Origin of the sequence: Nitrosovibrio sp. Nv4 (assembly GCF_900215485.1) — a bacterium.
In the GTDB taxonomy this organism is placed as follows: domain Bacteria; phylum Pseudomonadota; class Gammaproteobacteria; order Burkholderiales; family Nitrosomonadaceae; genus Nitrosospira.
Genome location: NZ_OCMZ01000001.1, coordinates 1,264,674 through 1,289,973 on the forward strand (window position 1 = coordinate 1,264,674; position 25,300 = coordinate 1,289,973).

A 25,300-nucleotide genomic window follows, 5' to 3' on the forward strand; every position below is an offset into this window, starting at 1 on the left:
GCACGGCGTAAGCTGATCTACTTACTGAAAGTAGATATGGCCTTCTAATTATTATGATCGTCCGCTTTCATGGCCATCATCTCGCCGAAGCGAACATTTCGATTGGGCGCCCAAAGCGGGTTGAACACTAGACTGTTTCTGGGAAATAACGCTACCACCGTTGAGCCTAGTTGAAATCGTCCCATTTCATCGCCTTTTCTGAACACAATATCTTGTGAATCGTATCGCCACTCGCGGACCTTGCGAGCATCCCCGGAATCCCGAGGATTAACCACCCCATGCCATACCGTGGATACGCTGCCCACGATCGTGGCGCCGACCAGTGCCAATACAAACGGACCAATTTCCGATTCAAATACACAAATCACGCGTTCATTTCGAGCAAAAAGGGCGGGAACGCCGCGGACAGTTCGTGGATTAACGGAGAACAATGCGCCCGGAACATGAATCATGCGGGTGAGGCGTCCATCACATGGCATATGAACGCGATGGTAGTCTTTAGGGCTCAAATACACTGTCGCAAAACTGCCACCCTGGAATTTTTCAGCCAGTTTGATGTCGCCTCCTACCAGCGCAACAGCGGAGTAATTATGCCCTTTAGCCTGAAAAATTTGATCGCCTGAAATGACACCTAATTGGCTTATCGTTCCATCTGCAGGAGAAATATAATCTGCCTGAGCGATAGGGCGCTTGTCCAAAAGCAGCGGGCGGGTAAAAAAATCATTAAAAGTCCGGTAACTCCGAATATCAGGATTCACGGCCTCATCCATATTCACGCCGTAATGCGCCACGAACCGCCTAATGATAAAGGTCGTGATCCGGCCTGCCTCGGCATTGGCAACCTGTCCCGCAAATACCGTCATAGCCTGTTTAGGCAGCAGGTATTGAGGAAAAACGGAAAAAGAAGCAGCTAGCACGTTAGATACCTGAAGCAAAAAGAGATAAATTATATTACGGCGACTTGATTAAGTCTCGATAAAGCCACGCATATTTTTCGCACAATGCCCAGAATCATTTTTGCGAACGGAGCAACACTTGATTTATCCCGTATTGAGATCTTGCTATCCAGCACAAAAAACAAACCTGTCAACCTGATTTCATATTCTCCCTAGTCTTTCGTTGCTGCAGCCTCCAGGTTATACCCGCTGTTGTCCAATAGTTGCAGCCGGGTTTGCTCTTCCTGCTGTTGTAGCTTCCACATATAAGTGTAGGCTCCTTTCGCCGCAAGGAGTTCCCGGTGGGCGCCTCGTTCGATAATGCGGCCTTTGTCCATAACCAGAATCTCGTCGGCATCGACAATAGTGGACAGGCGGTGGGCAATGGTCAGGGTCGTGCGATTCGCGGCGACACGCTTGAGCTCGGTTTGAATGGCTTTTTCCGACTCGGAGTCCAGTGCTGAGGTAGCCTCGTCAAAGATAAGGATTTTGGGATTTTTCAGGATGGCGCGAGCGATAGCAACACGTTGTTTTTCTCCCCCGGAAAGCTTCAACCCGCGTTCTCCCACGGGAGTGTCATACTCATCTGGCAGACTGACGATAAAACCGTGAATGTGAGCGGACCTTGCGGCTTCGATTACCTCCTCGCGAGTTGCGTCAGGACGTCCGTAGGCAATATTGTAATAAATGCTGTCGTTAAACAGGACTGAGTCCTGAGGAACGATACCGATAGCTGCGCGCAGGCTCTTCTGCGTCACGTCTCTGATATCCTGGCCATTTATCAGAATACAACCACTGTTGATATCATAGAAGCGAAACAACAGGCGCGCCAATGTTGATTTGCCGGACCCGCTATGTCCGACCACAGCGATATTGCCACCCGGCGGGATATCAAATCTTACATCAAACAGAATCTGGCGGTTAGGCTCGTAGCTAAAATTCACTTTCTCGAAGCGAACCGCCGCATTGCCCGGAATGAGATCAATAGCGCCTGGTTTATCTCTTATCTCCTCATGTTCCGCCAGTAAATTGAACATTTTTTCCATGTCAGCCAGCGAATGCTTGATCTCGCGATAGACGAACCCAAGAAAATGCAAGGGCATATAAAGTTGCAGCATGAAAGTATTGACCAGCACCAGGTCGCCAAGGGACATCGTGCCTTTGATCACACCGTCAGCCGCCAGCCACAGCAGTAACGTTACACCTATCGCGATAATGGCGCTCTGCCCGGAGTTAAGTGCGGCGAGCGATGTCTGGTTGCGCACGGCAGCGATTTCCCATTTTTGCATATGCTCATCGTAGCGCCGCGCTTCCCATGACTCATTGCCGAAATACTTGACCGTCTCATAGTTCAGCAAGCTATCAATAGCCTGGGTATTGGCTTTTGAGTCCATGTCGTTCATGGTTCGGCGGAAAATCATGCGCCACTCCGTAACGATCAGCGTGAGCGCAATATACGCTGCCAGCGTGACAAATATGATCACTGAGAACCAGATGTCGTAGCGGGAAATCAGAATAACGGCTACCAGGCCGATTTCCAGCAAAGTCGGCAGGATATTGAACAGCATGAAATTAAGGAGAAAGGAAATGCCGCGCGTCCCGCGCTCTATGTCGCGAGATACACCGCCAGTCTGGCGCTGCAGGTGGAAGCGCAGCGATAACGCGTGCAAGTGGCCAAACACTTTAATGGCGACTCGTCGGATTGCGCGTTGCGTTACTTTGGCAAACACGGCGTCGCGCAACTCGCCGAACAGCGTGCTGCATAAGCGCAGTATGCCATATCCGGCAAGCAGCAGAACCGGCAGGACCATCATCGCGCGCGGACGGTCAAGCGCATCGATAATCTCTTTCAGAATGAGTGGTACGGTGACGTTCGCAAGCTTGGCCATCACCAGCAGTGCAAGTGCCAGTACTACCCTGCCTTTGAATTCCCACAGATAGGGCAGCAGGGAACGAATGGTTCGCCAGTCATTGCGGTTGGTCGACGGTTTTTCCAGGCGGGTGGGGCGCATCAATTAATTTCCAATCAATATACATGGTATTGAAAGCAGTATAACGTGCGACCGTTTTAACCGCGCTTTGCAGGCAGTTAACTACCGACAAGCCACTCGTCTGCAATAAAAATGGGCGCCCGATTCCGGGCGCCCATCAGACGAAAACCTCACAACAATCCGGGTTAACAAAAAAAACCGGGGCCGGATTGTTCAGATGAGTCAGGAAGGGATATTTGGATGCTCTTATGAACTGAGGTTTTGAGTAATTGCACGATCAGCCGCCTGCTGATACATTATTCGCGCCTTCGTCGCCATCCAGATCGACCGCACCCTCCTTGAATACGCGGCTCGCACGGATGTCTTCGGCTTCAATAGTCATCAGGTCGGTCCGCGAGAGGTTCTTTTTTGCTCCCTCGAACAACCGATTGGCCTGCCGCAACCGCGCCCGATCAAGGGCATTGCGGACCGACCGGGCATTGGCGAAATGTTCCATTTTCATTCTTAGCCGGACATATTCGCCAAAAGCCTTTTCACCCTCGGGACTGAAGCGGTAATTCTGAGCAGCCAGCATGAGTTTGGCGATGGCAACCAATTCATCGGCACTGTAGTCGGGAAAGTCGATGTGATGGGCGATACGCGAACGCATGCCAGGATTACTGCGGAAGAACTTTTCCATACGGTCTTTGTAGCCTGCAAGAATTACAACCAGATCTTCCCGATTGTTTTCCATTGTCTGCAACAAGATTTCTATCGATTCCGCGCCATAATCGCGCTCGTTCTCGGGCTTGTAGAGGTAATAGGCTTCATCAATGAAAAGCACCCCCCCCATCGCTTTCTTCAGCACCTCCTTGGTCTTTGGTGCAGTATGGCCGATATATTGACCCACCAGATCGTCGCGCGTAACGGAAACAAGATGTCCTTCACGCACGTAACCCAGGCGGTGCAGGATCTCGGACATGCGTAGCGCCACTGTGGTCTTTCCGGTGCCCGGGTTGCCGGTAAAACTCATGTGCAGGCTTGGCGCTCCGGCGGTCAGATCCAGTTTCTTGCGCACGCGGTCGACCAGCAAGAGCGCTGCGGTTTCGCGGATGCGGGTTTTTACAGGTTTCAAGCCGATCAATTCAAGATCAAGCTTGTCCAGTACTTCCTTGATGTTGGAAGCGCGAAATTCCGCATCCAGATCAATGGAACTGTTATCGGATGGGACGGGTTCGTTTGGATGTTTTTTCACGTTTTGATCCACACAATTAAGCACATAGTATTAAACGCGCATTAGCTTTATTTTGATTTAACGGGACACGAGGATTGTCCGCAAGTTCAGGACGGGGCACAGGTGGATGCAAGCGGCATTCATCACCCGTTCACTTGCGCTCCGGATCGCTCCCCGTCCCTGGAAGGGACGGGGAAGGGCGATTAATACCTTTCGGCTTCGGGTTTGTCGGTCGCGTAGGAATGAATGGTGTAGCGAACGCTACGGCCTTCCACTTCCTGGCGTATCAAGCCAAAGCCCGGTTCTGTCTTGGGACGGTTGACGATATACGACATCGTCGGACTTTCCACGCCCCGCGTCGAGTTAAACGCGGTTACCCGGATATAATGGCTCGGGTACGTTTTGCGGCAGTCATTGATCTCCGCCAGGATGCCGGCAGGATCTTTTAGATCAAACATCGGATTGCCGAACATTTCCCAATAAGTATTGCGTGGATGCGGATCGTCGGTGTATTCGATACCTATCGCCCAGCCGTTCTTCAACGCATATTTGATTTGCGCCGAGATTTGCTTATCCGTCAGCGGAGGCAGAAAAGAGAACTGCCCCTGCGTGAGGCGGTTTCCTATATTGGTCATCATAATTATTTTCTCCTTGGTGTGTGTTAGACGCTGGCCGTGGTAGATGGCACGAAATCGGCAGTGTCAGTGGATTCGTAATTGAAGGTGATATCCTTCCATGTTTCCAGCGCCTGTTTGAGCGGTGTGCACCACTTGGCGGCGTCCTCCAGAATCTGGGGGCCTTCCTTCACGTAGTCGCGGCCTTCGTTACGTGCCAGTACCATCGCTTCCAGTGCGACACGATTGGCAACCGCGCCGGCTTGTATGCCCATCGGGTGACCGATGGTGCCGCCGCCAAATTGCAATATCACGTCTTCGCCAAGATAATCCAGCAATTGGTGCATCTGGCCGGCATGAATGCCGCCCGAAGCAACCGGCATAACCTTATTCAGCGAGGCCCAGTCCTGATCGAAGAACAGGCCGGTTTCGAGACTTACCGGAGTGCGCGGTTCGCGCAGAGTATCGTAGAAGCCCTTGATCATGAGCGGATCGCCTTCCAGTTTGCCTACGACCGTGCCCGCGTGAATGTGATCCACGCCCGCCATCCGCATCCATTTGCAGATCACGCGGAAGTTCATCCCATGGTTTTTCTGACGGGAGTAGGTCGAGTTGCCAGCGCGGTGCAAGTGCAGAATCATGTCGTTCTTGCGTGCCCATTTTGCCATCGACTGAATTGCGGTGTAGCCAATCACCAGGTCAATCATGATGATGACGGAGCCAAGCGACTTGGCGAATTCCGCCCTCTCGTACATGTCTTCCATGGTGCCCGCGGTTACATTCAGATAGTGACCCTTGACTTCGCCTGTAGCGGCGGAAGCCTTGTTAACTGCCTCCATACAGTACAGGAACCGGTCGCGCCAGTGCATGAAGGGTTGTGAATTGATGTTCTCGTCGTCCTTCATGAAGTCGAGACCACCCTTGAGTCCTTCATATACCACGCGGCCATAGTTGCGGCCGGAGAGACCCAGTTTCGGTTTCGTCGTCGCGCCCAGCAGCGGTCTGCCGAATTTGTCGAGGCGCTCGCGCTCCACAACGACGCCGGTTGCGGGGCCCTGGAAAGTTTTCAGATAAGCTACCGGGATGCGCATGTCTTCCAGACGCAACGCTTTAACGGCTTTGAAACCGAATACGTTGCCAATGATTGAGGCGGTCAGGTTGGCAATGGAACCCGCTTCGAACAGATCAAGATCATAGGCGATGTAAGCGAAATACTGGGCTTCGGTCTTGGTGCCGGGCCCGGTATTGGGCACCAGTTCAGAACGATAGGCCTTGGCGCGATAAAGTTCGCAGGCAGTCAGCCGGTCTGTCCATACCACGGTCCAGGTTGCGGTGGAAGATTCGCCTGCCACAGCGGCCGCGGCCTCCTCATGATCTACCCCTGGCTGGGGTGTGATGCGGAACAAGGCGATGACATCCGTATCCTTGGGCACATAATCAGAATCCCAGTAGCCCATTTTCTTGTACGGAATTACGCCGGATTTGTAGCGTTCCTTGCCTTTAATTTCTTGACTCATGACAGTTCTCCTCATAGGGGTAGATAAAGGTACTACGGAAAGGATTGTAGCGAGACTTACCATAAATAACAGTCACGTGTTTTGATTGTTATGATAGTATTTTACTTATAGATGACCCCAAGATCGAGATTTGGAATCGAATTCGGGCAGGAATGGCCATGCTGCATGTCACCCTAAGACAGCTAAAAGTTTTCGAATCAGTTGCCCGCAACCTGAGTTTCTCGCGCGCTGCTGAAGAACTCTATCTGACCCAGCCCGCGGTGTCGATGCAAATCAAGCAATTAGAAGATAACATTGATTTGCCCCTCTTCGAACAAATAGGCAAGAAAATCTATCTGACCGATGCCGGACATGAACTTTACCATTACAGCCGTGCGATCTCCCAGCAATTGGCAGATATGGAACTGGCGCTTGACGAGTTGAAAGGTCTGGAACGGGGCAAACTCAATATCTCGGTGGTCAGTACCGCCAACTATTTTGCCCCACATTTATTAGCCAAGTTTTGCCAGCGCTATAGCGGAATTACCGTAAGCCTTAATGTATCGAACCGGGAAACCGTGCTTAAGCATCTGGCTGATAATGTAACCGACCTCGCCATCATGGGTCAGCCGCCGGATGGCCTGGATATCGCCACTGAATCATTCATGGAAAACCCGCTGGTGGTGATTGCTCCGCCAGATCACCCATTGTGCTCGGCTCGCCGGATTCCCGTGAAAAGGCTGGAACAGGAAACCTTTCTGGTACGCGAACCAGGTTCCGGCACTCGCAGTGCAATGGAACGTTTTTTTTCCGCGCATCATATCTCCGTTAACAAGGGCATGGAAACCGATACCAATGAGGCCATCAAACAAGCGGTGCAGGCGGGAATGGGGCTCGGAATCATGTCATTGCACACCGCTGAGCTGGAGTTGGAAACCAAGCGGCTCAAGATTCTGGATGTGCAGGATTTTCCGATCATGCGCCACTGGCACATCGTGCATCGGAAAAACAAGCGTCTTTCCAGCGTGGCGCAGGCGTTCAGAGAGTTCTTGCTGAAAGAGGCTCCTGGACTGATGCCAGGAATAAAGGAGCGAAAGATCGAAGAAGTATAATTTTTCAGTTTTTCCCTTCCCCATGTTCTTCGAACGCATAGCACATAATGCCTTTATCATACGTTCGAAGATTTATTCCTCACCCGGGCTTTTAGCGCTGAAGGGCAGCTATCCCGGCACGGATGCCTTGTGGTGGTCGAACCGGGGTTCAGCCAGCAATTGAAGGAAGGGCTTGGGAATAACTGTAATTTGGGATACTGTTTTCAATTATTCTTTTGGGGTCGAGGGCGGTTCGCTATCCGCAATCTGCCGGGTCTCAGCCACTGAACCCTTTTTTTCTTTGAACCGCCCTCCGATCTTTCCGATCACAACAAAAAAAAGCGGTACAAAAAAGATCGCTAGAAATGTAGCGGCCAGCATTCCCCCAAACACGCCCGTCCCGATGGAATTCCGGCTGGCCGCACCCGCTCCGGAAGCCACCACAAGGGGAAATACGCCGAGGATAAAGGCCATGGAGGTCATGATGATGGGCCGGAATCGAAGACGCGCCGCTTCGAGCGCAGCGTCGGTTAACGACTCACCCGCAGCGTATCGTTGATTGGCAAACTCGACGATCAGGATCGCATTTTTGGCCGCCAGCCCGATCAGCGTCACCAGCCCGATTTGAAAGTAGATATCATTGCTCAGCCCCCGCGTCCAGATCGCCAGCAATGCGCCTAAAATCCCGAAGGGTATCGCGAGAATGACAGCGAACGGAATGGACCAGCTTTCGTAAAGGGCGGCCAGCACCAGAAAGACCATGAGTATGGCGAAGGCGAATACTAGAACGGACTGGCCTCCAGCCTTGCTTTCCTGAAACGATATTCCGCTCCAGTCGATCTCATAACCCCGAGGAGTCAGGACCTCATTGGCTATCTGCTCTAACGCTTCAAGCGCTTGTCCTGAGCTATATCCTGGCGCGGCGCCCCCCAGCACGAGCGCGGTATTGAATCCGTTGAAATGCGTGACAGGGTCGGGTCCGCTGGTAAATTCCGTGGTGACGACCGAATCCAATGGAATCATGGTATGTTCTGTGCCGCTCCGAGCCCGCACATATATCTTGCTGATATCGCTCGGGCTGGATCGGTATTCCGGCAAGGCCTCTGTTTGAACGCGATAGATACGTCCGAATTTTACAAAATCGTTCACATACAGATTCCCGAAATAAGCCTGCATGGTGTCAAAGACTTCAGAAATTGGCACACCCAGCGCTTTGGCGCGCTCGCGGTCGACCGTCGCATATAGCCGGGGGGCACTTACACGGAAATTGGTACCGGCAGCCGCGATCGCGGGGTGTTCCATAGCCTTGGCTACGAATTCCTGAGCTGCGGCGGCGAACTCGGCGAAATCACCGCCGCTGGGGTCCTGCAATTGAAGGGAAAAACCACCCGTGGAGCCGAGACCCCTGATGGAAGGGGCATTGAAAGCCAGGATCAAGGCCTCGGGAATTTTGGCGAATTCCTCAAAAGCGGCCGCAATAAGACCAGAGACCTGCTCGCCGGCCTCCTTGCGTGTGTCCCAATGGTGCAGCGGCACGAACATCGTCGCTTGATTCGCTCCCCGGGTCCCGAATACAAAGTTTTGCCCGGCCAGGGCATCAGTCGAATGCACTGCGGGAGTTGATTGGAAATAACCCTCTATTTTACTCAGGACCTCAATCGTTCTTGCCTTGGAAGCGCCGTCCGGCAGCTGGACAACGGTAATAAAATAGCCCTGATCCTCTTCTGGAAGGAAACTACCCGGAATGATTTTGAATAGACCAAGGATGACGAATATCAGCATTCCGAAGATGACCAGAGCAATCGCCGATCGTTTCAGAATGGTTCCGACAGCTCCGGCATAACGGGCCTGCATCCAGTCAAACGACCGGTTGAACATTTTCCAGAACCCTTTTGGTTCGCCGTGGCCTGGCTTGAGAACCAGGGCGCAGAGAGCAGGGCTAAGGGTGAGCGCCACGAACCCTGAAATGGCGACAGACAGGGCGATGGTAATCGCAAATTGTTTATACAGCTCACCGGTGATTCCACCTAGGAATGCGACCGGCACAAACACAGCAGCAAGCACAAGGACGATCGCTATCACTGGCCCGGCCACTTCATCCATGGCCCTTTTAGCCGCGTCCTTCGGCGAAAGACCTCCCTTGGTCATGTGCCGCTCAACATTCTCTACGACAACAATCGCATCATCCACCACGATGCCTATAGCCAGGACCATACCGAACAAGGTCAACGTATTAATGGAAAAACCGAGCGCTTCCATACCCGCAAGGGTTCCAATGAGCGAGATGGGAACGGCGACTGCCGGAATAAGCGTCGCGCGCCAACTCTGCAGAAAAACAAAGACGACCAGAATGACCAGGAGTGTTGCTTCAACAAGCGTCTTTATGACCTCCTTGATGGAGACATCAATGAAAGTGGTGGTGTCGTAGGGAATATCGTAGGAAACGCCGGTTGGAAAACTTTTGGCCAGCTTGTCCATTTCCTGGCGGACCCGTTGGACCGTGTCGAGCGCATTGGCTCCGGGCGAAAGGAAGGTCAATAGAAACGTATTGGGCTTTCCGTTCCATCGTCCTTCAAGATCGTAGGACTGGGCGCCCAATTCCACCCGCGCGACATCCCGCATGCGCACCATGGACCCATCCGGATAAGCTCGAACGATCATGTCTTCAAATTCGTGGACCTCGCTCATTCGGCCGCGCGTGATTACCGGAATAGTGAGTTCTGTACCGTGAGGCGTGGGTTCCCTGCCTACCCTGCCGGCTGGAAAATCCCGGTTCTGCTCGCGAACCACGGCCGCAATTTCGGTCGGCGTAAGGTCGAGTTGTGCCATACGGACGGGATCGAGGATCAACCGCATGGAGTAGTTCTGAGCGCCAAAGATGATGGCGTCTCCAACACCAGGAAGACGCTTGACGCTATCAAGAATTCGAAGCAGAGCGTAGTTCGAGAGAAAAACGGTATCATGCCGGGGATCGGTAGAGCTCAGCGCAATGACCGCCAACATATCCGGCGACATTTTTTTTACAGTTATGCCCTGGCGAACGACTTCGTCTGGCAATTGAGGTTCGGCAAGACGTTGCCGGTTCTGTGCCTGGACCTGTGCGATATCCACATCGGTTCCGATTTCAAACGTGAGCCTCATCGTCATGTGCCCATCGTTTGTGCTCGTGGAGTCGTAGTACAGAAGGTTATCGATACCGGGAAGCTGGACCTCTATCGGACGTGCGACGGCTTCCGCGACAACTTCTGCGCTGGCACCGGGATAGTCCGCTTCAATCTGCACCATTGGTGGCGTGATTTGCGGAAATTGCGCAATCGGCAGGTTCTTTAAAGAGACCAGGCCGACCACCACAATTACGATCGACAGGACTGATGCGAAAATTGGGCGATCGATAAAAAAATGGGAATTCATGGCGCGTTCTGCGTGATTTTTTCCGCAGCAGGACTATCCGGGGAAGTAGTCTCCCCATTCTGATATGGAATAGCATTCACTTGAACGCCTGGCTGAATTCGGTGAAAGCCTTCCACGACTACCCGTTCTCCTGGATGAAGGCCATCTTCGATCAGCCACTCCTTCTCATGCCATGTGCTGGCCCGAATCGGACGAAGCTCCGCTTTGCTCTCCTTGTCGATCACATAGACAAATGATCCCTTGGGCCCCTGTTGAACGGCCCGTTGAGGGATGAGGATAGCGCTAGTCCGAATGTAGCCCTTTAGACGAACCTTGACGAATTGTCCAGGATAAAAATAGGATTTCCCAGGAGAAAAGCCCCCTTCCGGATTGGGAAATGTAAATCGTGCCTGTAACATACCCGTCTCGGACCGCAAGGTAACATCGGCAAAATCCAGTATCCCTTCCTCTGGATATACAGTCCCATCCGAGAAGGTCATCACCCCATGTAGTTGAAAGATATCAGGCCTCTGGACCCTATGCTCCGCGAGTTCGCGGCGCCGCCGGAGGAGATAGCTTTCGGGAACATTCACGTTTACATACATGGGATCCAGTTGATCGATGGTGGTCAAAAGGGTTGTCTGGGCCGAGACCAGGCGCCCCTCGTAGAAATGGCTGCGACCGATCCGGCCATTCACTGGAGCGGTGATCAGGGTGTTGTCCAGGTCAAATTTCGCCTTGATCAGTTCGCTTTGGGCAGCTTCAAGCGTGGCTTTGGCTCCCAGCATTTCAGCGACGGCGTCATCAACGTTTTTCTGACTGACAGCTTGTTCCTCAAGAAGTGGCTTCACACGAGCGAGTTCCTGCTCTGCCTGGACAAGCCGGGCCTGAGCCTGGGCCACTCTCGCTTTACCGCTGAGATAGACGGCTTTGAATGGCACAGGGTCGATGAGGTACAACCGGTCGTTTTTTTTGACGTTCCGGCCTTCCGTAAAATAGACTTCCTTAATAATTCCGGTAACCTGCGGGCGAATCTCCACGGGGCGAAAGGCCTCCGTCTGCCCGATAAACTCCGGTTCGTCCGGGACCGTTTGAGCAGTCACGGTAATGACTTCCACCTGAGGGACAGGTGGAGGAGGAGCAGGTGCTTTCTCTGAACAGCCAGCAAGCAGAATCAGGGATAGCCCGGCACTCATGCGAGCAATGGCGGTACCATTTTGAATGGCTAACGTTATTAACCATTGGGCGGTCAGGTTCATATGCTTGGCTCTTGGGCTATCCCGTAAAAAGGAAGGAGTATCCGGCTAGCGAATAGGGCAATCAGGGTACGTCGTAAATTCCGCTTTCAGACAGTCAGATGAATGTCAGCAACGATCATGCCGGCGACCACCCGCCGCCCAAAGCCTTATAGAGCTGCACGACGGACACGAGATGCAGGCGACGTGTTGCCGTAAGCGCAAACTCGGCATCGAACAGAGTGCGTTTGGCAAGGAGCACATCCACATAGCTGGTAATGCCCCCCTTGTAACGAAGATCGGCCACATGCAGAGCCGAGCGTAGCGCCGCAACCTGATCCTGTTGGGCCTTGCGTTGCTCATCGACGGTGCGGACAGCTACAAGCGCATCTTCAACCTCTTTGAAGGCTACCAGGACAGTTTGCTCGTACTGTGCCAGTACCTGCCTTGCCTGTGCTTCTGCCGCCCGCTGGTCAAACCCGAGGCTTTGCGCATTGAGTAACGGACCCGCCAATCCGAGTCCTCCGACGCCAAACTCACTGCCAGAGAGCAGCAGCTTGGACAGCGCGGGGCTCGCCACCCCCAGAAAGCCCGTGATGGTGAGCCTGGGAAAACGCGCCGCTTTCGCCATTCCGATTCTGGCGGTTGCCGCCGCCAGCGTTTGTTCCGCCTGCAAAATATCGGGGCGACGCTGCAAAAGCTCGGAAGGAAGACCAGCCGGCACTGCGGGTGGCATCAGCTGTTCCGTCAATGAGTGGCCTCGCACGATCGGCACCGGGTTTTTCCCCAGCAGCACGCTCAGCTCATTTTCCTTTTGCACCATCTGCCGTTCAAGTTCCGCCACCCTGGTCGCCGCATTGGCACGCTCCGCATCGAATTGATCCAGATCGAGTCGGGAAATCAATCCGCCTCGCAGTTGCGCCCGTGCAATGGCGACCGATTCCTCCCAAGAGGAAAGGGCATGCCGGGCAATATCCAGTTGCATGTCGAATTGCAGCAGATCGAAATAGGACTGTGCCACCGAACTCACCAATGTCAGCACTATCGCCCGGCGATTCTCCTCACGCGCCATCAGATCGGCACGGGCGGCCTCATTGGAGCGGCGAATCCTGCCCCAGATATCCAGTTCCCAATTCAGCGTGCCCTGACCAAAATAGCTGTAAGGCGTGGGAAATCCTCGGATAAGGAATCCGCCAATGGTCCCGAATGCCGGCGCATTGATATTTGCGTCCAGTTTAGGAAAGAAGTCCATACCGGCTATGCCGAGGCGAGCCTGGAGCTCCTCGACACTCGCTACAGCCTGCTTGAGATCCTTGTTTTCCGCTAAAGCCTGCCGGATAAGTCGCTGAAGTTCGTCGTCATGCAGGAGCTCCCACCATGGAAGATTGGCAATGGACTGCCCTTCCGTTTCCGCCATCCGGAAGCTATCGGAGGTGTCGATATGGGGCCGCGAATAATCGGGTCCCATGGCGCAGGACGCCAGCAACAGGGTCGAAAAAAGCAGTAAAGCCGATACCCAAGAGCTACAATTTCTCTTCCATAAAGGCGAGGCCATCATGTCGCTTCCTCTTGCATATTCTGGGACGGTTTATCTGTGCGCTTGCGGCTAAGCCAGGTAAAAAACAGGGGAATGAAAATAGTGGCGACAAAAGTGGCAAGCAGCATGCCGCCAAAAACGCCGGTACCCATCGATTGCCGTGCGGCTGCTCCCGCCCCGGTCGCAATGACGAGCGGCACGATCCCCAGCACGAAAGCCATCGATGTCATGACAATGGGACGAAAACGCAGGCGCGCTGCCTCGATTGCAGCTTGCCTGACCGGCATCCCTTCCCTCATTTTCTGGCTGGCGAATTCCACGATCAGAATCGCATTCTTGGCCGCCAGGCCTATCAGCGTGATCAAGCCCACCTGAAAATAAATATCGTTGGGCATTCCACGTATTAAAATGGCAAGTAGCGCGCCGACCAGTGCAAAGGGTACCGCCATGATGACAGCCAGTGGCAGTGCCCAGGTTTCAAATTGTGCAGCCAGGATGAGAAACACCATAATGATGGCGAAGCTGAACGCAAAAATGGCCGCGGAACCAGTGCTCTTTTCCTGAAAGGCCTGCCCAGTCCAGGCAATCTGGTAATCGGGAGGTAAATTCTCTGCCGCAATCTCTTCTACAAGCTTGATCGCGTCCCCCGAACTCACGCCAGGTGCACCGCCTCCCAGAATTTTTGCAGAGAGAAGGCCATTGTAGCGCTCCAATTGTTCCGCCCCCACAATACTGCTGATCTTGCTGAGTGCCGATAGTGGCACCATCGCGTCGGATTGTGAACGCACGTACACTCTGCCGAGGTCTTCCGGTTGCATGCGATATTGCGGTTCCGCTTGCAGCTGCACGCGATAGGTGCGGCCGGATTTGTTAAAGTCATTGATATAGAGGGATCCCATGGTACTTTGCAAGGTCGCATAGATATCAGCAATCCGAACTCCCTGCGAAATCGCTTTTGCCTCATCCACTTCAATAAGAAATTGCGGCACTGTCGGGCGGAAGAACGTGTTTACGCCGGCAAGACGCGGTTCCTGATTGAGCGCATCAATAAAATTGTTCACTACCCCCGATAATTGCAAGGGGCCTGCGCCGGCACGGGTTTGTACATAGACTTCAAAGCCTCCCGCCGTGCCGAGACCACGAATAGCTGGAGGATTGAATGCAATCGCTATGCCGTCGGGTTGTTGCATGCCGATACCCATTAACTTGTTGACAATATCTTCCGCGGTGGCGGTGCGTTCCGACCAGTCCTTGAAAGCAACAAACATCGTGGCGGAACTGGTCTTGTTGCCGCCTCCAATCAGGTCAAAACCATTAACGACGAACTGATGGGCCACCGCCGGATCTTCCGCGATGGCCGCTCGTACAGCTTCAGTGGTTTTAGTTGTTCGAGCCAGCGTGGCGCCATCGGGCAGAATCGTAGCAGTAACCACATACCCCTGATCCTCGGGCGGAACAAAGCTGTCTGGAACAGTCTTGATCAGATAGATTGCCACGGCGATGATACCTGTGAATACGAAGATACCGATGATTTTGTGGCGCAGGGTGGCGTCGACCATTGAAATATAGAAATTGGTCAGGCGCCTGAACCCGCTGTTGAATGCGCGGAAGAATGCGGACTCGCCATGCGTGTGTTTCAGCAGGATAGCGCATAGCGCTGGTGTCAACGTCAGCGCCACAATGCCAGAGATCGTGACGGCGACCGCTACTGTTACCGCAAACTGACGATAGAGCTCGCCTGCGATTCCTCCCATGAAGGCCACGGGCACAAACACCGCGCATAGTACCAATACAATAGCGACGACGGCGCGCGCAACCTGTTCCATCGATCGGATCGCAGCTTTCATTGGCGACAGTTTTTCCTCATCCATCAAACGCTCGATGTTTTCCAGCACGACAATGGCATCATCCACCACAATGCCGATTGACAGCACCATGGCGAACAGCGTGAGCGTATTGATGGAGAAGCCGAACATCCACAATCCGGCAAAGGTACCGATCAGGGAGATGGGCACCGCGATAATGGGAATCAGCGTGGCGCGCCAGCTTTGCAGAAAAAGGTACACGACCAGCACAACGAGGATCATCGCCTCTCCGAGTGTTTTGACCACTTCCCACATGGAGGCTTTAACAAATTTGCTGGTATCGTAAGGTACGACATAATCCATGCCTTCCGGGAAACGCTGCTTCAATTCATCCATTTTGGCCATGAGCGCGTCCGCCGTATCAAGTGCGTTTGCGCCAGGCTGCAGGAAGATCGGGATACCTGCGCCAGGTTGGCCATTCAGTGCGGTACGCACATCGTAGCTGAGTGCGCCAAGCTCGATCCGGGCAACATCCTTGAGATAAAGAACGCCTCGCGGGCCATCGGCACGTAAAATGATATTGCCGAATTGTTCAGGTTCCAGCAACCGCCCCTTGGCGTTAACGGTATAAACCAGTTGCTGGTCATCCGGTACCGGTTCCTGGCCTATTTTGCCGGCTGCATATTGCGCGTTCTGGGCCTGAATGGCAGCCGCGATATCTGTAGTGGTTACCCCTAATTGCGCCATCCGGTCAGGACGCAGCCAGATGCGCATCGAGTAGTCCTGCGCTCCAAAAACTATCGCATCGCCTACCCCTTTGGTTCGTTTCAGCTCATCCAGCACGTTAAGCGTAGCGTAATTGCTCAGGAACAGGGGATCATACTTTCCCTTCTCCTTGGAGATCAGCATGAAGACCAGCAGGATGTCGTTGGAACGCTTCTCTATTCTCAGGCCGGTTCGCCTGACTTCATCCGGCAAGCGCGGCAGTGCAATATTTACACGGTTGCTTACGTTGAAGGTTGCCTGGTCGACATCCGTACCGACTTCAAAGGTGGCGGTGATGGTCAGCGTGCCACTCGAGTCGGAGCTCGAACTGAAATACAAAAGATCATCAACACCGCTCAACTGCTCTTCAATCGGGGCGGCAACAGTTTTAGTCAGCGTTTCCGCGCTCGCCCCGGGAAAGGTTGCCGTTATCAAAACGGTGGGGGGCGCAATCTGAGGATACTGTGCGATGGGCAGTTGCAAGGCGGCGGCCAGCCCAGCCAGAACAATAATAATGGATATTACGGATGAAAAAATTGGCCGCGTAATGAAGAATCTGCTCATGATGATTCCCGGTTATGTGTGCTGGTCGGGGTTAGGCTGAGCAGGTGACGCCACGGGCGTTTCGGCCGGCGCATGGGGTGCCACAAGTGCACCGGGGCGAACTTTTATGAGATTATCGACAATGATCTTATCGCCGGCATTAAGCCCTTCAAGAATTACCCAATCCTTGCCTATCCAGCGGCCGGCCACAACCGGTCGTATCGTCGCTTCATTCTTTTCATTGATCACATAGACGCTCTTGCCCAGATCGGACGTCTGGACTGCAACCTGGGGCACAAGGAAAACGCCATCGCGTTGACCTGTGATCACACGTGCCCGTACAAACTGCCCCGGCAGCAAACGCTGGTCACTGTTATCGAAGGTAGCACGTAATTGTTGCGTGCCCAGCAAGGGATCGATCTGGCTGGCGGCAAAATTCAGTTCCCCTTTCTTTTCGTACTCAGTGCCATCAGGCAGGATCAACGTGACCTGCTGCACCTTTTGTTCAGTCAGGGGGCCGCCGAGTTGCGTCAGTTCATTATCGGAAAGACTGAAACGCACCCATATGGGCGATAGCTGGACGAGCGTCGTCAGCAGGCTGTTATGAGCCTCCACCAGTGCCCCTTCAGAGAACCGGAAGCGGCCGGATATGCCGTTCACTGGCGCGGCCACCCTGGTATAGGAGAGATTAAGCTCTGCATCGCGTACGCGAACTTCGGCGGCATGCAAAGAGGCTTTTGCAATGGCATTGTCAGACACTGCATTGTCGTGTTCACGCTGGCTGATAGCCTGCGTTTCGAGCAGATCGCGCAACCGGTTTTCTTCACGCTCCGTCTGTACGATGCGGGCTTTCTGTTCAGCAAGTTGCGCCTTTGCCTGTGCGAGGGCATTCTGATAAGGTACGGGATCAATCAGGAACATGGGTTGGCCCGCTTTAATCGCCGCTCCCTCTTCATACAGGCGCTTGAGCAGGATCCCGCCGACGCGAGGGCGTATTTCAACTTCTTTTGCGCCTTCGGTTTGCGCAACCGCTTCGGCACTGATCGGCACGCTCGTGGGCTGCACTTCGATCACGGTGACAGGAAGAGCCATTCCAGGAGGTTGATCCGCAGCACGATCATTTTTGCTGCAGGCAGTCACGCTGAGAGAGGCGGCAACGCTTATAATCAGCACCAGGGTGGTTTTCGAGCAAAAAAACACTAATAGATCGCCAAGCTTATTTTTATGATGGCTGGCAGCCGACATCTCTAACTCCATGCTCGTGAAAGGAAAACGAAATAACCTAAACGAAAATCCTTGCATACATTCGTGTATGTATGTAAATTATAAACCAAAGATCCTCCTCAATGTAAATAGTGAATGAAAAAGTAATATTTCACGGACAATGGCTCGAAAAACAAAGGAAAACGCGGAGTTAACCCGGCAACGCCTTATTGAAGCGGCGCGCCAGGTATTTCTGACGCGTGGCGTCAGCCGTAGCACGATGGAACATATCGCAACGCAGGCCGGGGTCACGCGCGGCGCGATTTACTGGCACTTCAACAATAAAATCGATTTGTTCCAGGCTATGCGTGAGCAGGTATTCCTGCCGCTGATTGACCGCATGGACGATACCCTCCTGATTGAAGGTTCAGAAGATCCACTGACTTGTATAGAAAATTTTTTGTGCGGCACCATTCAGGTGTTGATTGACAGCATCGAAACGCGCCAGATTTATGAAATCATGATGATCAAGTGTGAATATGTGGACGAATTCGCTACTGTCTTGCAGCAAATTTTATGTAATTGTTCCGGCATCGCTGAAAAACTGCGATTGGTTTACGAGCGCGCAAAAGTGCAGGAGCAACTTCATGTTTCTCACGATGCCGTTCGCTTAGCCATGGATACGCATCTATTCTTTATCGGCCTGCTGCATATGTGGGTGAAGGATATGCATGGCGATCAATTTCGCTGGCAGGCAATTGAATTGATCAAGGCCCATATGGAACTCCGCCGTCGCGATTGATCGTAGCGACTCTCCAGTTAGTCCGGGTCTGATTGTTTTCGCATTTCTTCTTTCCGGTTTTCAGGCCAATGGCGTCAAATTATGGCTTGCCTGCCTTCTCGAGCTCATCATTAAACACCAATTGGGCGTATAAATGACGCCTTGGCTACATTCTCCCGATTGCGCACCGATACCTGCAGAGCAGGGTGAAAGGAGAGCTCATCCCATCGCTGAATCGTTTTTCTCTTTATAGTTGACTAAATCGATCAGGTATCTTATAGTTGACTAAATCAGTCATGTATTGGTATTGGCTGAATGGTATTGGCTGAACGAATTTATGATCAATATCTCTATTTCATTGAATCGAAAGTTAAGAGGAGTTTATCATGAGGCTAACAACGAAAGGACGATTTGCGGTAACGGCGCTGTTGGATCTTGCCATGCAGCATAGCACTCGTCCGGTGACGCTCGCGGAAATCAGCCAGCGTCAGCAAATTTCGCTATCTTATCTTGAGCAATTGTTTGCGAAGTTGCGCCAACGGGGGCTTGTCGACAGCATACGAGGCCCAGGAGGTGGCTATTGCCTTTCCAAAGACATGGCACGAGTGTCCATTGCCGAGATTATCCTTGCAGTTGATGAGCCTATCGACTCGACCCAGTGTAACGGAAAGGAAAATTGCCACAATGACAAGAAATGCATGACTCATGACTTGTGGGTAAAACTCAATGATCTTATTTTCGACCATCTTGGGGCGGTGACGCTGAAGCAACTGGTCGATGAACAGAAAGTACGAAGTGATGAACAAAAGGCAAGGGAAAATGGTGTTGTGCAAATGCTGGATATGCGAAAGGTAATGCCCGAAAAGGCGGTGCCCGAGCGTGAACGTGCCGCATTTTCGGCTTGACAATCGCATCAGCGCTCCACGCCTATTTCGATCATCATAATCGCGAATGGTAATTGGAGAATAGTAATGGCAATAACATTAACCGAAAACGCAGCACAGCAAATCCGGAAGCAGCTTGCGAAGCGCGGCAAAGGATTGGCGTTGCGCGTCGGCGTGAAGAAGGTGGGCTGCTCCGGGTTTGCCTATACATTCGACTATGCTGACGACGTTCGTGCAGGCGATCAAGTATTTGAATCATATAATGCTAATGTGGTTGTTGATGCCGGTAATCTGCCGTTTCTGGATGGTTCGCGTGTTGATTTTGTGAGAGAAGGACTTAATGAGTCATTCAAATTCGAGAATCCCAACGTCGACAATACATGCGGCTGCGGTGAAAGCTTCAGCTTGAAAGAACCCGCCAGTGTCTAGCTGTCAAAGGTCAACACGAAGAGACAGGGGTGGTGTCTGGAATAGCGGGAATAGCAAAGTTCACGGATTTATCTTCGACACAAACGATATTGGAGCAATCTCATGAGTGCAGTATTACAAAATCTGGTCAATCAGCCTTATAAGCACGGTTTTGTTACCGAAATCGAGTCGGATATTGCGCCAAAAGGGCTTAACGAAGATATTATCCGGCTCATTTCCACCAAAAAGAATGAACCCGCGTGGTTGCTGGATTTTCGGCTCAAAGCCTATGAGCAATGGCTCAAGATGGAAGAGCCGAAATGGCCGAACGTTAAATATCCAAAGATCGATTTTCAGGCTATCAGCTACTACTCGGCGCCAAAGCCCAAGAAGAAGTTGAACAGCATGGACGAGGTCGATCCCGAGTTGCTGCGCACCTTCGAGAAACTGGGTGTGCCGATGCATGAGCGGGCGGCATTGGCTGGCGTCGCGGTCGACGTGATTTTCGACAGTGTGTCGGTGGCCACTACTTACAAGCAGAAGCTTGCCGAGGTTGGTATTATTTTCTGCTCCATTTCCGAAGCTGTTCAGATGCATCCGCAACTCGTGAAACAGTACCTCGGCACGGTGGTGCCTGTGGGGGATAATTACTACGCTGCGCTCAACTCGGCGGTTTTTACCGACGGCACATTCTGCTTTATTCCTAAAGGCGTCAAATGCCCCATGGACCTGTCCACTTACTTCCGCATCAATACAGAGGAATCGGGACAGTTCGAGCGCACCCTGATCATCGGCGAGGAAGGGTCATCGGTCTCGTATCTTGAAGGCTGCACGGCGCCGAAATTCGATACAAACCAATTGCATGCCGCGGTGGTCGAACTGGTGGCGCTCGACAATGCCGACATCAAGTACTCGACGGTGCAGAACTGGTATGCGGGGGATGAGAATGGCCTGGGCGGTATCTACAATTTCGTTACCAAACGCGGTTTGGCCAAAGGTGTTAATTCGCGCATTTCATGGACTCAGGTCGAAACCGGTTCGGCAATTACCTGGAAATATCCTTCCTGTATCCTGCAAGGCGAAAACTCGGTGGGAGAATTCTATTCGGTGGCCGTCACCAATCATTACCAGCAGGCGGATACCGGCACCAAAATGATCCACATTGGAAAAAATACGCGCAGCACCATCGTCAGCAAAGGTATCTCCGCCGGCCATTCCAATAACAGCTACCGTGGACTGGTCAGGATTGCGCCTACGGCTGCTGGCGCGCGTAATTATTCGCAATGCGATTCGATGCTGATCGGCGACAAATGTGGCGCTCACACCTTTCCCTACATACAGGTTCGTAACCAGCAGGCCAAAGTCGAACACGAAGCGTCCACATCAAAGATCGGTGAAGATCAATTGTTCTATTTTGCCCAGCGTGGCATCGGCAGCGAGGAAGCGGTATCAATGATTATCAATGGGTTCTGCAAGGATGTATTTCAGCAATTGCCGATGGAGTTCGCGGTCGAGGCGACCAAACTGCTTGAGTTCAAGCTTGAAGGGAGTGTCGGATGATTCATGAGGACAGCAAAGCATTGCTTGAAATACGCGGATTGCGGGCGACCGTTAACGGTATCGAGATACTCAAGGGCATAGACCTGACAGTGAGAAGCGGTGAAGTGCACGCGATCATGGGAACGAACGGTTCGGGCAAAAGCACGCTCGCAAAGGTGCTCGCCGGCCACAATGCGTATCAGGTCACCGGCGGTTCAATAACATTCGAAGGCAATAATCTGTTTGATCTCGAACCGGAAGAACGCGCGCGCGCCGGCCTATTCCTTGCATTTCAGTATCCTATCGAGATACCCGGCGTCTCGAATAGTCATTTTCTGCGCCTCGCGTACAACACAGTGCAGGCACAACATGGCAAGGATGAGCTTGACCCCCTCGAGTTTGAGGATTTCGTGCGTGAAAAAATGAAACTGCTGGACATGAATCCGGATTTTCTGGACCGCGGCGTCAACGAAGGTTTTTCCGGGGGCGAGAAGAAGCGGAACGAGATATTGCAAATGGCACTGCTTGAGCCCCGGTTGGCTATTCTCGACGAGACCGACTCCGGGCTTGATATCGATGCGCTCAGGATCGTCACAAATGGTGTAAACAAGCTCGCGACCAAGGACAATGCAATCATATTGGTGACACATTATCAGCGGATGCTTAATTATATCGTGCCGGACTTCGTGCATGTGATGCAGGCGGGCCGGATCATCAAGACCGGCGGCAAGGAACTCGCGCTCGATCTCGAAACGCGTGGCTACGATTGGGTCGGCGCCGAGTACCATGCTGCGGCCGAGGCCTGAACATGAGCATGGTTACCAGCAACAGCTATCTCGAAAGCCTTCTTCAGGGGCAGCCGCAACTGCCGCCAAGTCCTTTGGCATGGTTTAATCAGTTGCGGGCGAGTGCGGTTGATCGTGCCGGTATGCTCAAGTTGCCGACCACACGGGACGAGGATTGGCGCTTTACCGATATTTCGCCACTTGCGAAGCTTTCGTTTCAGCCCGCTCGCGCTGTTTCGACATTGCAAGCCCCCGACGTGGAGCGTTTTTATCTGGACGAAGCGGCAATCAGGCTCGTGTTTGTCGACGGCGCGTACATGCCGCAGTTTTCCACGCAACCGAACAAGGCCAGAGACCTTGGCTTGACGGTCACCGATCTGTCGTCGACGGCGGTATCTTCGCATGGAGCGGTAATAGAGCCGCATCTCGGCCGCCACGCCGGGTTTCAGGACAATCTGTTCGCTGCGCTCAATACGGCGTTCCTGCATGATGGGGCACTGGTCATTGTGCCGCGCAATGCTGTGGTCGATGCGCCCGTGCATGTGTTATTCATCGCCACGCAACCGGAGGTGGCAAGCCATCCGCGTTGTCTTCTGATTGCCGAATCCGGCAGTGCGGTGACAATCGTCGAGGATTACGTCACACTGCAAGAAGGAGCTTATGTCACCAATGCGGTGACCGAATTCGTGCTTGAAGGTAATGCTCAGGTTAATCACGTCCGAATTCAGCGCGACAGCACCCAGGCATTTCATATTGGACACTGTGCGGTATCGCTGGCGCACGCCAGCCGCTATCGATCAGTCAGCGTCGCGCTTGGCGCGCGGATTTCGCGCTACGACCTGAATGCACGCCTTGCGGCCGAGGGCGCCGAATGTGCTATTGACGGGCTGGCACTGATCTCCGGGCGCCAGCTTGCCGACACGCATACCTGCATAGATCATGCGCAGCCCGATGGCATCAGCCGTCAGTTACACAAATGCATCGTTGATGGTGCAGCGCATGCTGTGTTTAACGGCAAGATCATGGTGCGTCCGGGAGCGCAGCGCACCGATTCCACTCAGTCGAGCCGCAATCTACTGCTGAATGCGAAAGCGCGCGTCGATACCAAGCCGCAGCTCGAAATTTTTGCGGATGACGTCAAGTGTGCTCACGGAGCAACCGTTGGCCAGCTCGATATTGAGGAACTGTTTTATCTCAAGAGCCGCGGGCTATCCGAGCTTGCCGCGCGCAATCTGCTGACCTATGCGTTTGGTGCTGAAATTATCGATCGCATTCCTGTTGCGTCGCTCAAACAGCGACTTGAGCAGACGGTGTTCGAACAAACCAAAAGAAGCTGACCTATGAAGATCATAGATTCCACTTTGAAACCGCAATTTGCTTCGATCTTCGATGTTGAAGCCATTCGCGCCGAATTTCCGATCCTCAAGCTCCAGGTTGAGGACAAGCCTCTGGTCTATCTTGACAACGCGGCATCCAGCCAGATGCCGCAACCGGTGATCGACCGCCTGGTGCGTTACCAGACGAGCCAGCATGCCAATATCAATCGCGGTGTGCACTATTTATCTGAAACGGCCACTGCGGAATATGAGGACTCGCGCCGCAAATTGCAGCGTTTCATCAATGCGGGCGAAGACAGGGAAGTCATCTTCACCAGTGGCACAACGGATTCGATCAATCTGGTGATGCATGGGTATGGCCGCAAATTCATTGGGGCCGGCGATGAAATCATTCTGACCACACTGGAGCATCACTCAAACATCGTCCCCTGGCAGATGCTGGCGGAAGAGAAGGGTGCCAAGATCAAAGTCGTGCCCATCAATGATGCCGGTGAGCTTCTTATTGATGAATACGAAAGACTCTTCAATGAGCGCACTAAATTCGTTGGTGTGCTGCACGTATCGAATGCACTCGGCACGATTAACCCAATAAAACAAATGATCGCCTTTGCGCATGCCCGCGGGGTGCCGGTACTGATCGATGGTGCACAGGCCGCGCCGCATATGCATGTGGATGTGCAGGATCTTGACTGCGATTTCTACGCTTTTTCGGGCCACAAGATGTGCGGCCCTACAGGCATAGGCATCCTTTACGGCAAGGCTGAGCTGCTTGAACGCATGCAACCGTTCAAAGGCGGCGGAGATATGATCATGTCGGTGACGTTCGAAAAAACCACCTACAATTCCATCCCGCACAAATTCGAAGCAGGTACACCGCCGATTTCCGCCGCGATCGGGCTCGGCGCCGCGGTTGATTATCTATCCGCCATCGGTATGGACGCAATCGCCGCGTACGAGCTTGAGTTGCTCCATTATGCGACTGAACAGATGTCTCATATGCCCGGCGTGCGCATTATCGGCACTGCCGCAATGAAAACAGCAGTGGTGTCCTTCGAGGTTAAAGGTGTGCATCCGCACGACATCGGTACGCTCCTGAATCAGGAAGGGGTCGCCGTTCGCACCGGTCACCATTGCGTGCAACCGGTGATGCTGCGCCTCAAGGTACCCGCGACGACCCGTGCCTCGTTTGCGTTTTATAATACAATGGCTGAGGTTGATACGTTTATCGCGGGCATTCGCACAGTCCAAAAATTTTTCACCTAATGAACTCGAAATCACTCTATCAAGAGGTCATCCTCGACCACAACAAGAAGCCCCGCAATTACGGCACGCTCGATCATGCAAGTCATCATGCGGTGGGTCATAATCCGCTCTGCGGCGATCACCTCGATATTGCACTCAATCTCAAAGGAGAGCACATTGACAGCATTGCGTTTCAGGGTGAATCCTGTGCGATCTGCAAGGCATCAGCCTCAATGATGACGACCGTTGTGAAAGGCAAAACACGGAAAGATGCGGAAACGTTGATCAAAGAATTTCGTGACATGGCGACCGGCACGCTCAATCTTGATGCTGAGCACCACTTGGGCCGGCTCACGGTATTCGCCGGAGTACGCGATCTGCCCACGCGGGTAAAGTGCGCCATTCTGCCTTGGCATACGCTGCACGCGGCGCTCAATTCTGTTACCACTACCTCGACCGAGGCCGAGGATGATCCGATGCACGCCGCGATAGGCGATGCTTAAAGA

The 25,300-nt window shown here is 53.0% G+C and carries 19 protein-coding genes; 9 read left to right on the forward strand and 10 right to left on the reverse strand.

Going from position 1 to position 25,300, the window contains the following annotated elements:
- Positions 1-44 precede the first annotated feature (44 nt).
- The 5 genes from asd to CRO05_RS05680 all read right to left on the reverse strand — a co-directional run bounded on the left by asd (position 45) and on the right by CRO05_RS05680 (position 6,270).
- Positions 45-863 carry an archaetidylserine decarboxylase gene (gene asd, locus CRO05_RS05660; RefSeq protein ID WP_097066176.1) on the reverse strand — a complete coding sequence of 273 codons (819 nt, stop codon included), beginning with the start codon at positions 861-863 and terminating at the stop codon, positions 45-47.
- A 245-nt stretch (positions 864-1,108) separates the two neighbouring features.
- Complete coding sequence (locus tag CRO05_RS05665; RefSeq protein WP_097066177.1) at positions 1,109-2,947, reverse strand: ABC transporter ATP-binding protein/permease; 1,839 nt, start codon at positions 2,945-2,947, stop codon at positions 1,109-1,111.
- Between the two features lie 256 nt (positions 2,948-3,203).
- Positions 3,204-4,160, reverse strand: a complete 957-nt coding sequence (gene cbbX, locus CRO05_RS05670; RefSeq protein ID WP_097066178.1) for a CbbX protein — start codon at positions 4,158-4,160, stop codon at positions 3,204-3,206.
- Between the two features lie 182 nt (positions 4,161-4,342).
- On the reverse strand, positions 4,343-4,777 hold the full coding sequence (locus CRO05_RS05675) for a ribulose bisphosphate carboxylase small subunit (RefSeq protein ID WP_097066179.1): 435 nt from the start codon (positions 4,775-4,777) through the stop codon (positions 4,343-4,345).
- Between the two features lie 23 nt (positions 4,778-4,800).
- Entirely contained in the window at positions 4,801-6,270 is a 1,470-nt protein-coding gene (locus CRO05_RS05680) for a ribulose-bisphosphate carboxylase large subunit (protein ID WP_181319740.1), read from the reverse strand.
- A gap of 158 nt (positions 6,271-6,428) precedes the next feature.
- On the opposite strand from CRO05_RS05680, the gene CRO05_RS05685 reads away from it, so the two are divergent.
- Complete coding sequence (locus CRO05_RS05685) at positions 6,429-7,361, forward strand: LysR family transcriptional regulator (protein ID WP_097066181.1); 933 nt, start codon at positions 6,429-6,431, stop codon at positions 7,359-7,361.
- 207 nt (positions 7,362-7,568) lie between these two features.
- Here CRO05_RS05685 and CRO05_RS05690 read toward each other — a convergent pair whose 3' ends face one another.
- The 5 genes from CRO05_RS05690 to CRO05_RS05710 form a co-directional block, all read right to left on the reverse strand.
- Positions 7,569-10,751, reverse strand: a complete 3,183-nt coding sequence (locus CRO05_RS05690) for a multidrug efflux RND transporter permease subunit (RefSeq protein ID WP_097066182.1) — start codon at positions 10,749-10,751, stop codon at positions 7,569-7,571.
- Positions 10,748-11,989 (reverse strand): efflux RND transporter periplasmic adaptor subunit, encoded by a 1,242-nt coding sequence (locus CRO05_RS05695; protein ID WP_097066183.1) that lies wholly within the window; start codon positions 11,987-11,989, stop codon positions 10,748-10,750. The genes CRO05_RS05690 and CRO05_RS05695 overlap by 4 nt, the downstream gene beginning before the upstream one ends.
- A gap of 115 nt (positions 11,990-12,104) precedes the next feature.
- Positions 12,105-13,523: an efflux transporter outer membrane subunit gene (locus tag CRO05_RS05700; RefSeq protein WP_339390004.1), complete on the reverse strand. Its 1,419-nt coding sequence runs from the start codon at positions 13,521-13,523 to the stop codon at positions 12,105-12,107.
- The gene (locus CRO05_RS05705) at positions 13,520-16,636 is read right to left on the reverse strand and encodes an efflux RND transporter permease subunit (RefSeq protein ID WP_097066184.1); all 3,117 of its coding nucleotides are present in this window, start codon (positions 16,634-16,636) and stop codon (positions 13,520-13,522) included. Before CRO05_RS05705 ends, CRO05_RS05700 begins: the two co-directional genes overlap by 4 nt.
- Positions 16,637-16,648: 12 nt before the next feature.
- Complete coding sequence (locus tag CRO05_RS05710) at positions 16,649-17,860, reverse strand: efflux RND transporter periplasmic adaptor subunit (RefSeq protein WP_097066185.1); 1,212 nt, start codon at positions 17,858-17,860, stop codon at positions 16,649-16,651.
- A gap of 139 nt (positions 17,861-17,999) precedes the next feature.
- Here CRO05_RS05710 and CRO05_RS05715 point away from each other — a divergent pair, with 139 nt between their 5' ends.
- From CRO05_RS05715 to sufU, 8 genes are all read left to right on the forward strand, one after another.
- Positions 18,000-18,620 (forward strand): TetR family transcriptional regulator, encoded by a 621-nt coding sequence (locus CRO05_RS05715; protein WP_097066186.1) that lies wholly within the window; start codon positions 18,000-18,002, stop codon positions 18,618-18,620.
- Between the two features lie 365 nt (positions 18,621-18,985).
- Entirely contained in the window at positions 18,986-19,504 is a 519-nt protein-coding gene (locus CRO05_RS05720; RefSeq protein ID WP_097066187.1) for an Rrf2 family transcriptional regulator, read from the forward strand.
- A 66-nt stretch (positions 19,505-19,570) separates the two neighbouring features.
- Complete coding sequence (locus CRO05_RS05725) at positions 19,571-19,912, forward strand: iron-sulfur cluster assembly accessory protein (RefSeq protein ID WP_097066188.1); 342 nt, start codon at positions 19,571-19,573, stop codon at positions 19,910-19,912.
- Between the two features lie 102 nt (positions 19,913-20,014).
- Positions 20,015-21,451 (forward strand): Fe-S cluster assembly protein SufB, encoded by a 1,437-nt coding sequence (gene sufB, locus CRO05_RS05730; protein WP_097066189.1) that lies wholly within the window; start codon positions 20,015-20,017, stop codon positions 21,449-21,451.
- Positions 21,448-22,236, forward strand: a complete 789-nt coding sequence (gene sufC / locus CRO05_RS05735; RefSeq protein WP_097066190.1) for a Fe-S cluster assembly ATPase SufC — start codon at positions 21,448-21,450, stop codon at positions 22,234-22,236. Before sufB ends, sufC begins: the two co-directional genes overlap by 4 nt.
- 2 nt (positions 22,237-22,238) lie before the next feature.
- Positions 22,239-23,552, forward strand: a complete 1,314-nt coding sequence (gene sufD, locus CRO05_RS05740) for a Fe-S cluster assembly protein SufD (protein ID WP_181319742.1) — start codon at positions 22,239-22,241, stop codon at positions 23,550-23,552.
- Positions 23,553-23,555: 3 nt separating this feature from the next.
- Positions 23,556-24,815 (forward strand): cysteine desulfurase, encoded by a 1,260-nt coding sequence (locus tag CRO05_RS05745; protein WP_097066191.1) that lies wholly within the window; start codon positions 23,556-23,558, stop codon positions 24,813-24,815.
- The gene (sufU, locus tag CRO05_RS05750; protein ID WP_097066192.1) at positions 24,815-25,297 is read left to right on the forward strand and encodes a Fe-S cluster assembly sulfur transfer protein SufU; all 483 of its coding nucleotides are present in this window, start codon (positions 24,815-24,817) and stop codon (positions 25,295-25,297) included. The genes CRO05_RS05745 and sufU overlap by 1 nt, the downstream gene beginning before the upstream one ends.
- Positions 25,298-25,300: the final 3 nt, after the last annotated feature.

What these genes read in the sequence shown, in the direction of transcription:
- asd (WP_097066176.1), bottom strand. Translation starts at nt 863, where the DNA reads ATGACGGTATTTGCGGGACAGGTTGCCAATGCCGAGGCAGGCCGGATC.
- CRO05_RS05665 (WP_097066177.1), bottom strand. Translation starts at nt 2,947, where the DNA reads ATGCGCCCCACCCGCCTGGAAAAACCGTCGACCAACCGCAATGACTGG.
- CRO05_RS05675 (WP_097066179.1), bottom strand. Translation starts at nt 4,777, where the DNA reads ATGATGACCAATATAGGAAACCGCCTCACGCAGGGGCAGTTCTCTTTT.
- CRO05_RS05680 (WP_181319740.1), bottom strand. Translation starts at nt 6,270, where the DNA reads ATGAGTCAAGAAATTAAAGGCAAGGAACGCTACAAATCCGGCGTAATT.
- CRO05_RS05685 (WP_097066181.1), top strand. Translation starts at nt 6,429, where the DNA reads ATGCTGCATGTCACCCTAAGACAGCTAAAAGTTTTCGAATCAGTTGCC.
- CRO05_RS05690 (WP_097066182.1), bottom strand. Translation starts at nt 10,751, where the DNA reads ATGAATTCCCATTTTTTTATCGATCGCCCAATTTTCGCATCAGTCCTG.
- CRO05_RS05695 (WP_097066183.1), bottom strand. Translation starts at nt 11,989, where the DNA reads ATGAACCTGACCGCCCAATGGTTAATAACGTTAGCCATTCAAAATGGT.
- CRO05_RS05700 (WP_339390004.1), bottom strand. Translation starts at nt 13,523, where the DNA reads ATGATGGCCTCGCCTTTATGGAAGAGAAATTGTAGCTCTTGGGTATCG.
- CRO05_RS05705 (WP_097066184.1), bottom strand. Translation starts at nt 16,636, where the DNA reads ATGAGCAGATTCTTCATTACGCGGCCAATTTTTTCATCCGTAATATCC.
- CRO05_RS05710 (WP_097066185.1), bottom strand. Translation starts at nt 17,860, where the DNA reads ATGTCGGCTGCCAGCCATCATAAAAATAAGCTTGGCGATCTATTAGTG.
- CRO05_RS05715 (WP_097066186.1), top strand. Translation starts at nt 18,000, where the DNA reads ATGGCTCGAAAAACAAAGGAAAACGCGGAGTTAACCCGGCAACGCCTT.
- CRO05_RS05720 (WP_097066187.1), top strand. Translation starts at nt 18,986, where the DNA reads ATGAGGCTAACAACGAAAGGACGATTTGCGGTAACGGCGCTGTTGGAT.
- CRO05_RS05725 (WP_097066188.1), top strand. Translation starts at nt 19,571, where the DNA reads ATGGCAATAACATTAACCGAAAACGCAGCACAGCAAATCCGGAAGCAG.
- sufB (WP_097066189.1), top strand. Translation starts at nt 20,015, where the DNA reads ATGAGTGCAGTATTACAAAATCTGGTCAATCAGCCTTATAAGCACGGT.
- sufC (WP_097066190.1), top strand. Translation starts at nt 21,448, where the DNA reads ATGATTCATGAGGACAGCAAAGCATTGCTTGAAATACGCGGATTGCGG.
- sufD (WP_181319742.1), top strand. Translation starts at nt 22,239, where the DNA reads ATGAGCATGGTTACCAGCAACAGCTATCTCGAAAGCCTTCTTCAGGGG.
- CRO05_RS05745 (WP_097066191.1), top strand. Translation starts at nt 23,556, where the DNA reads ATGAAGATCATAGATTCCACTTTGAAACCGCAATTTGCTTCGATCTTC.
- sufU (WP_097066192.1), top strand. Translation starts at nt 24,815, where the DNA reads ATGAACTCGAAATCACTCTATCAAGAGGTCATCCTCGACCACAACAAG.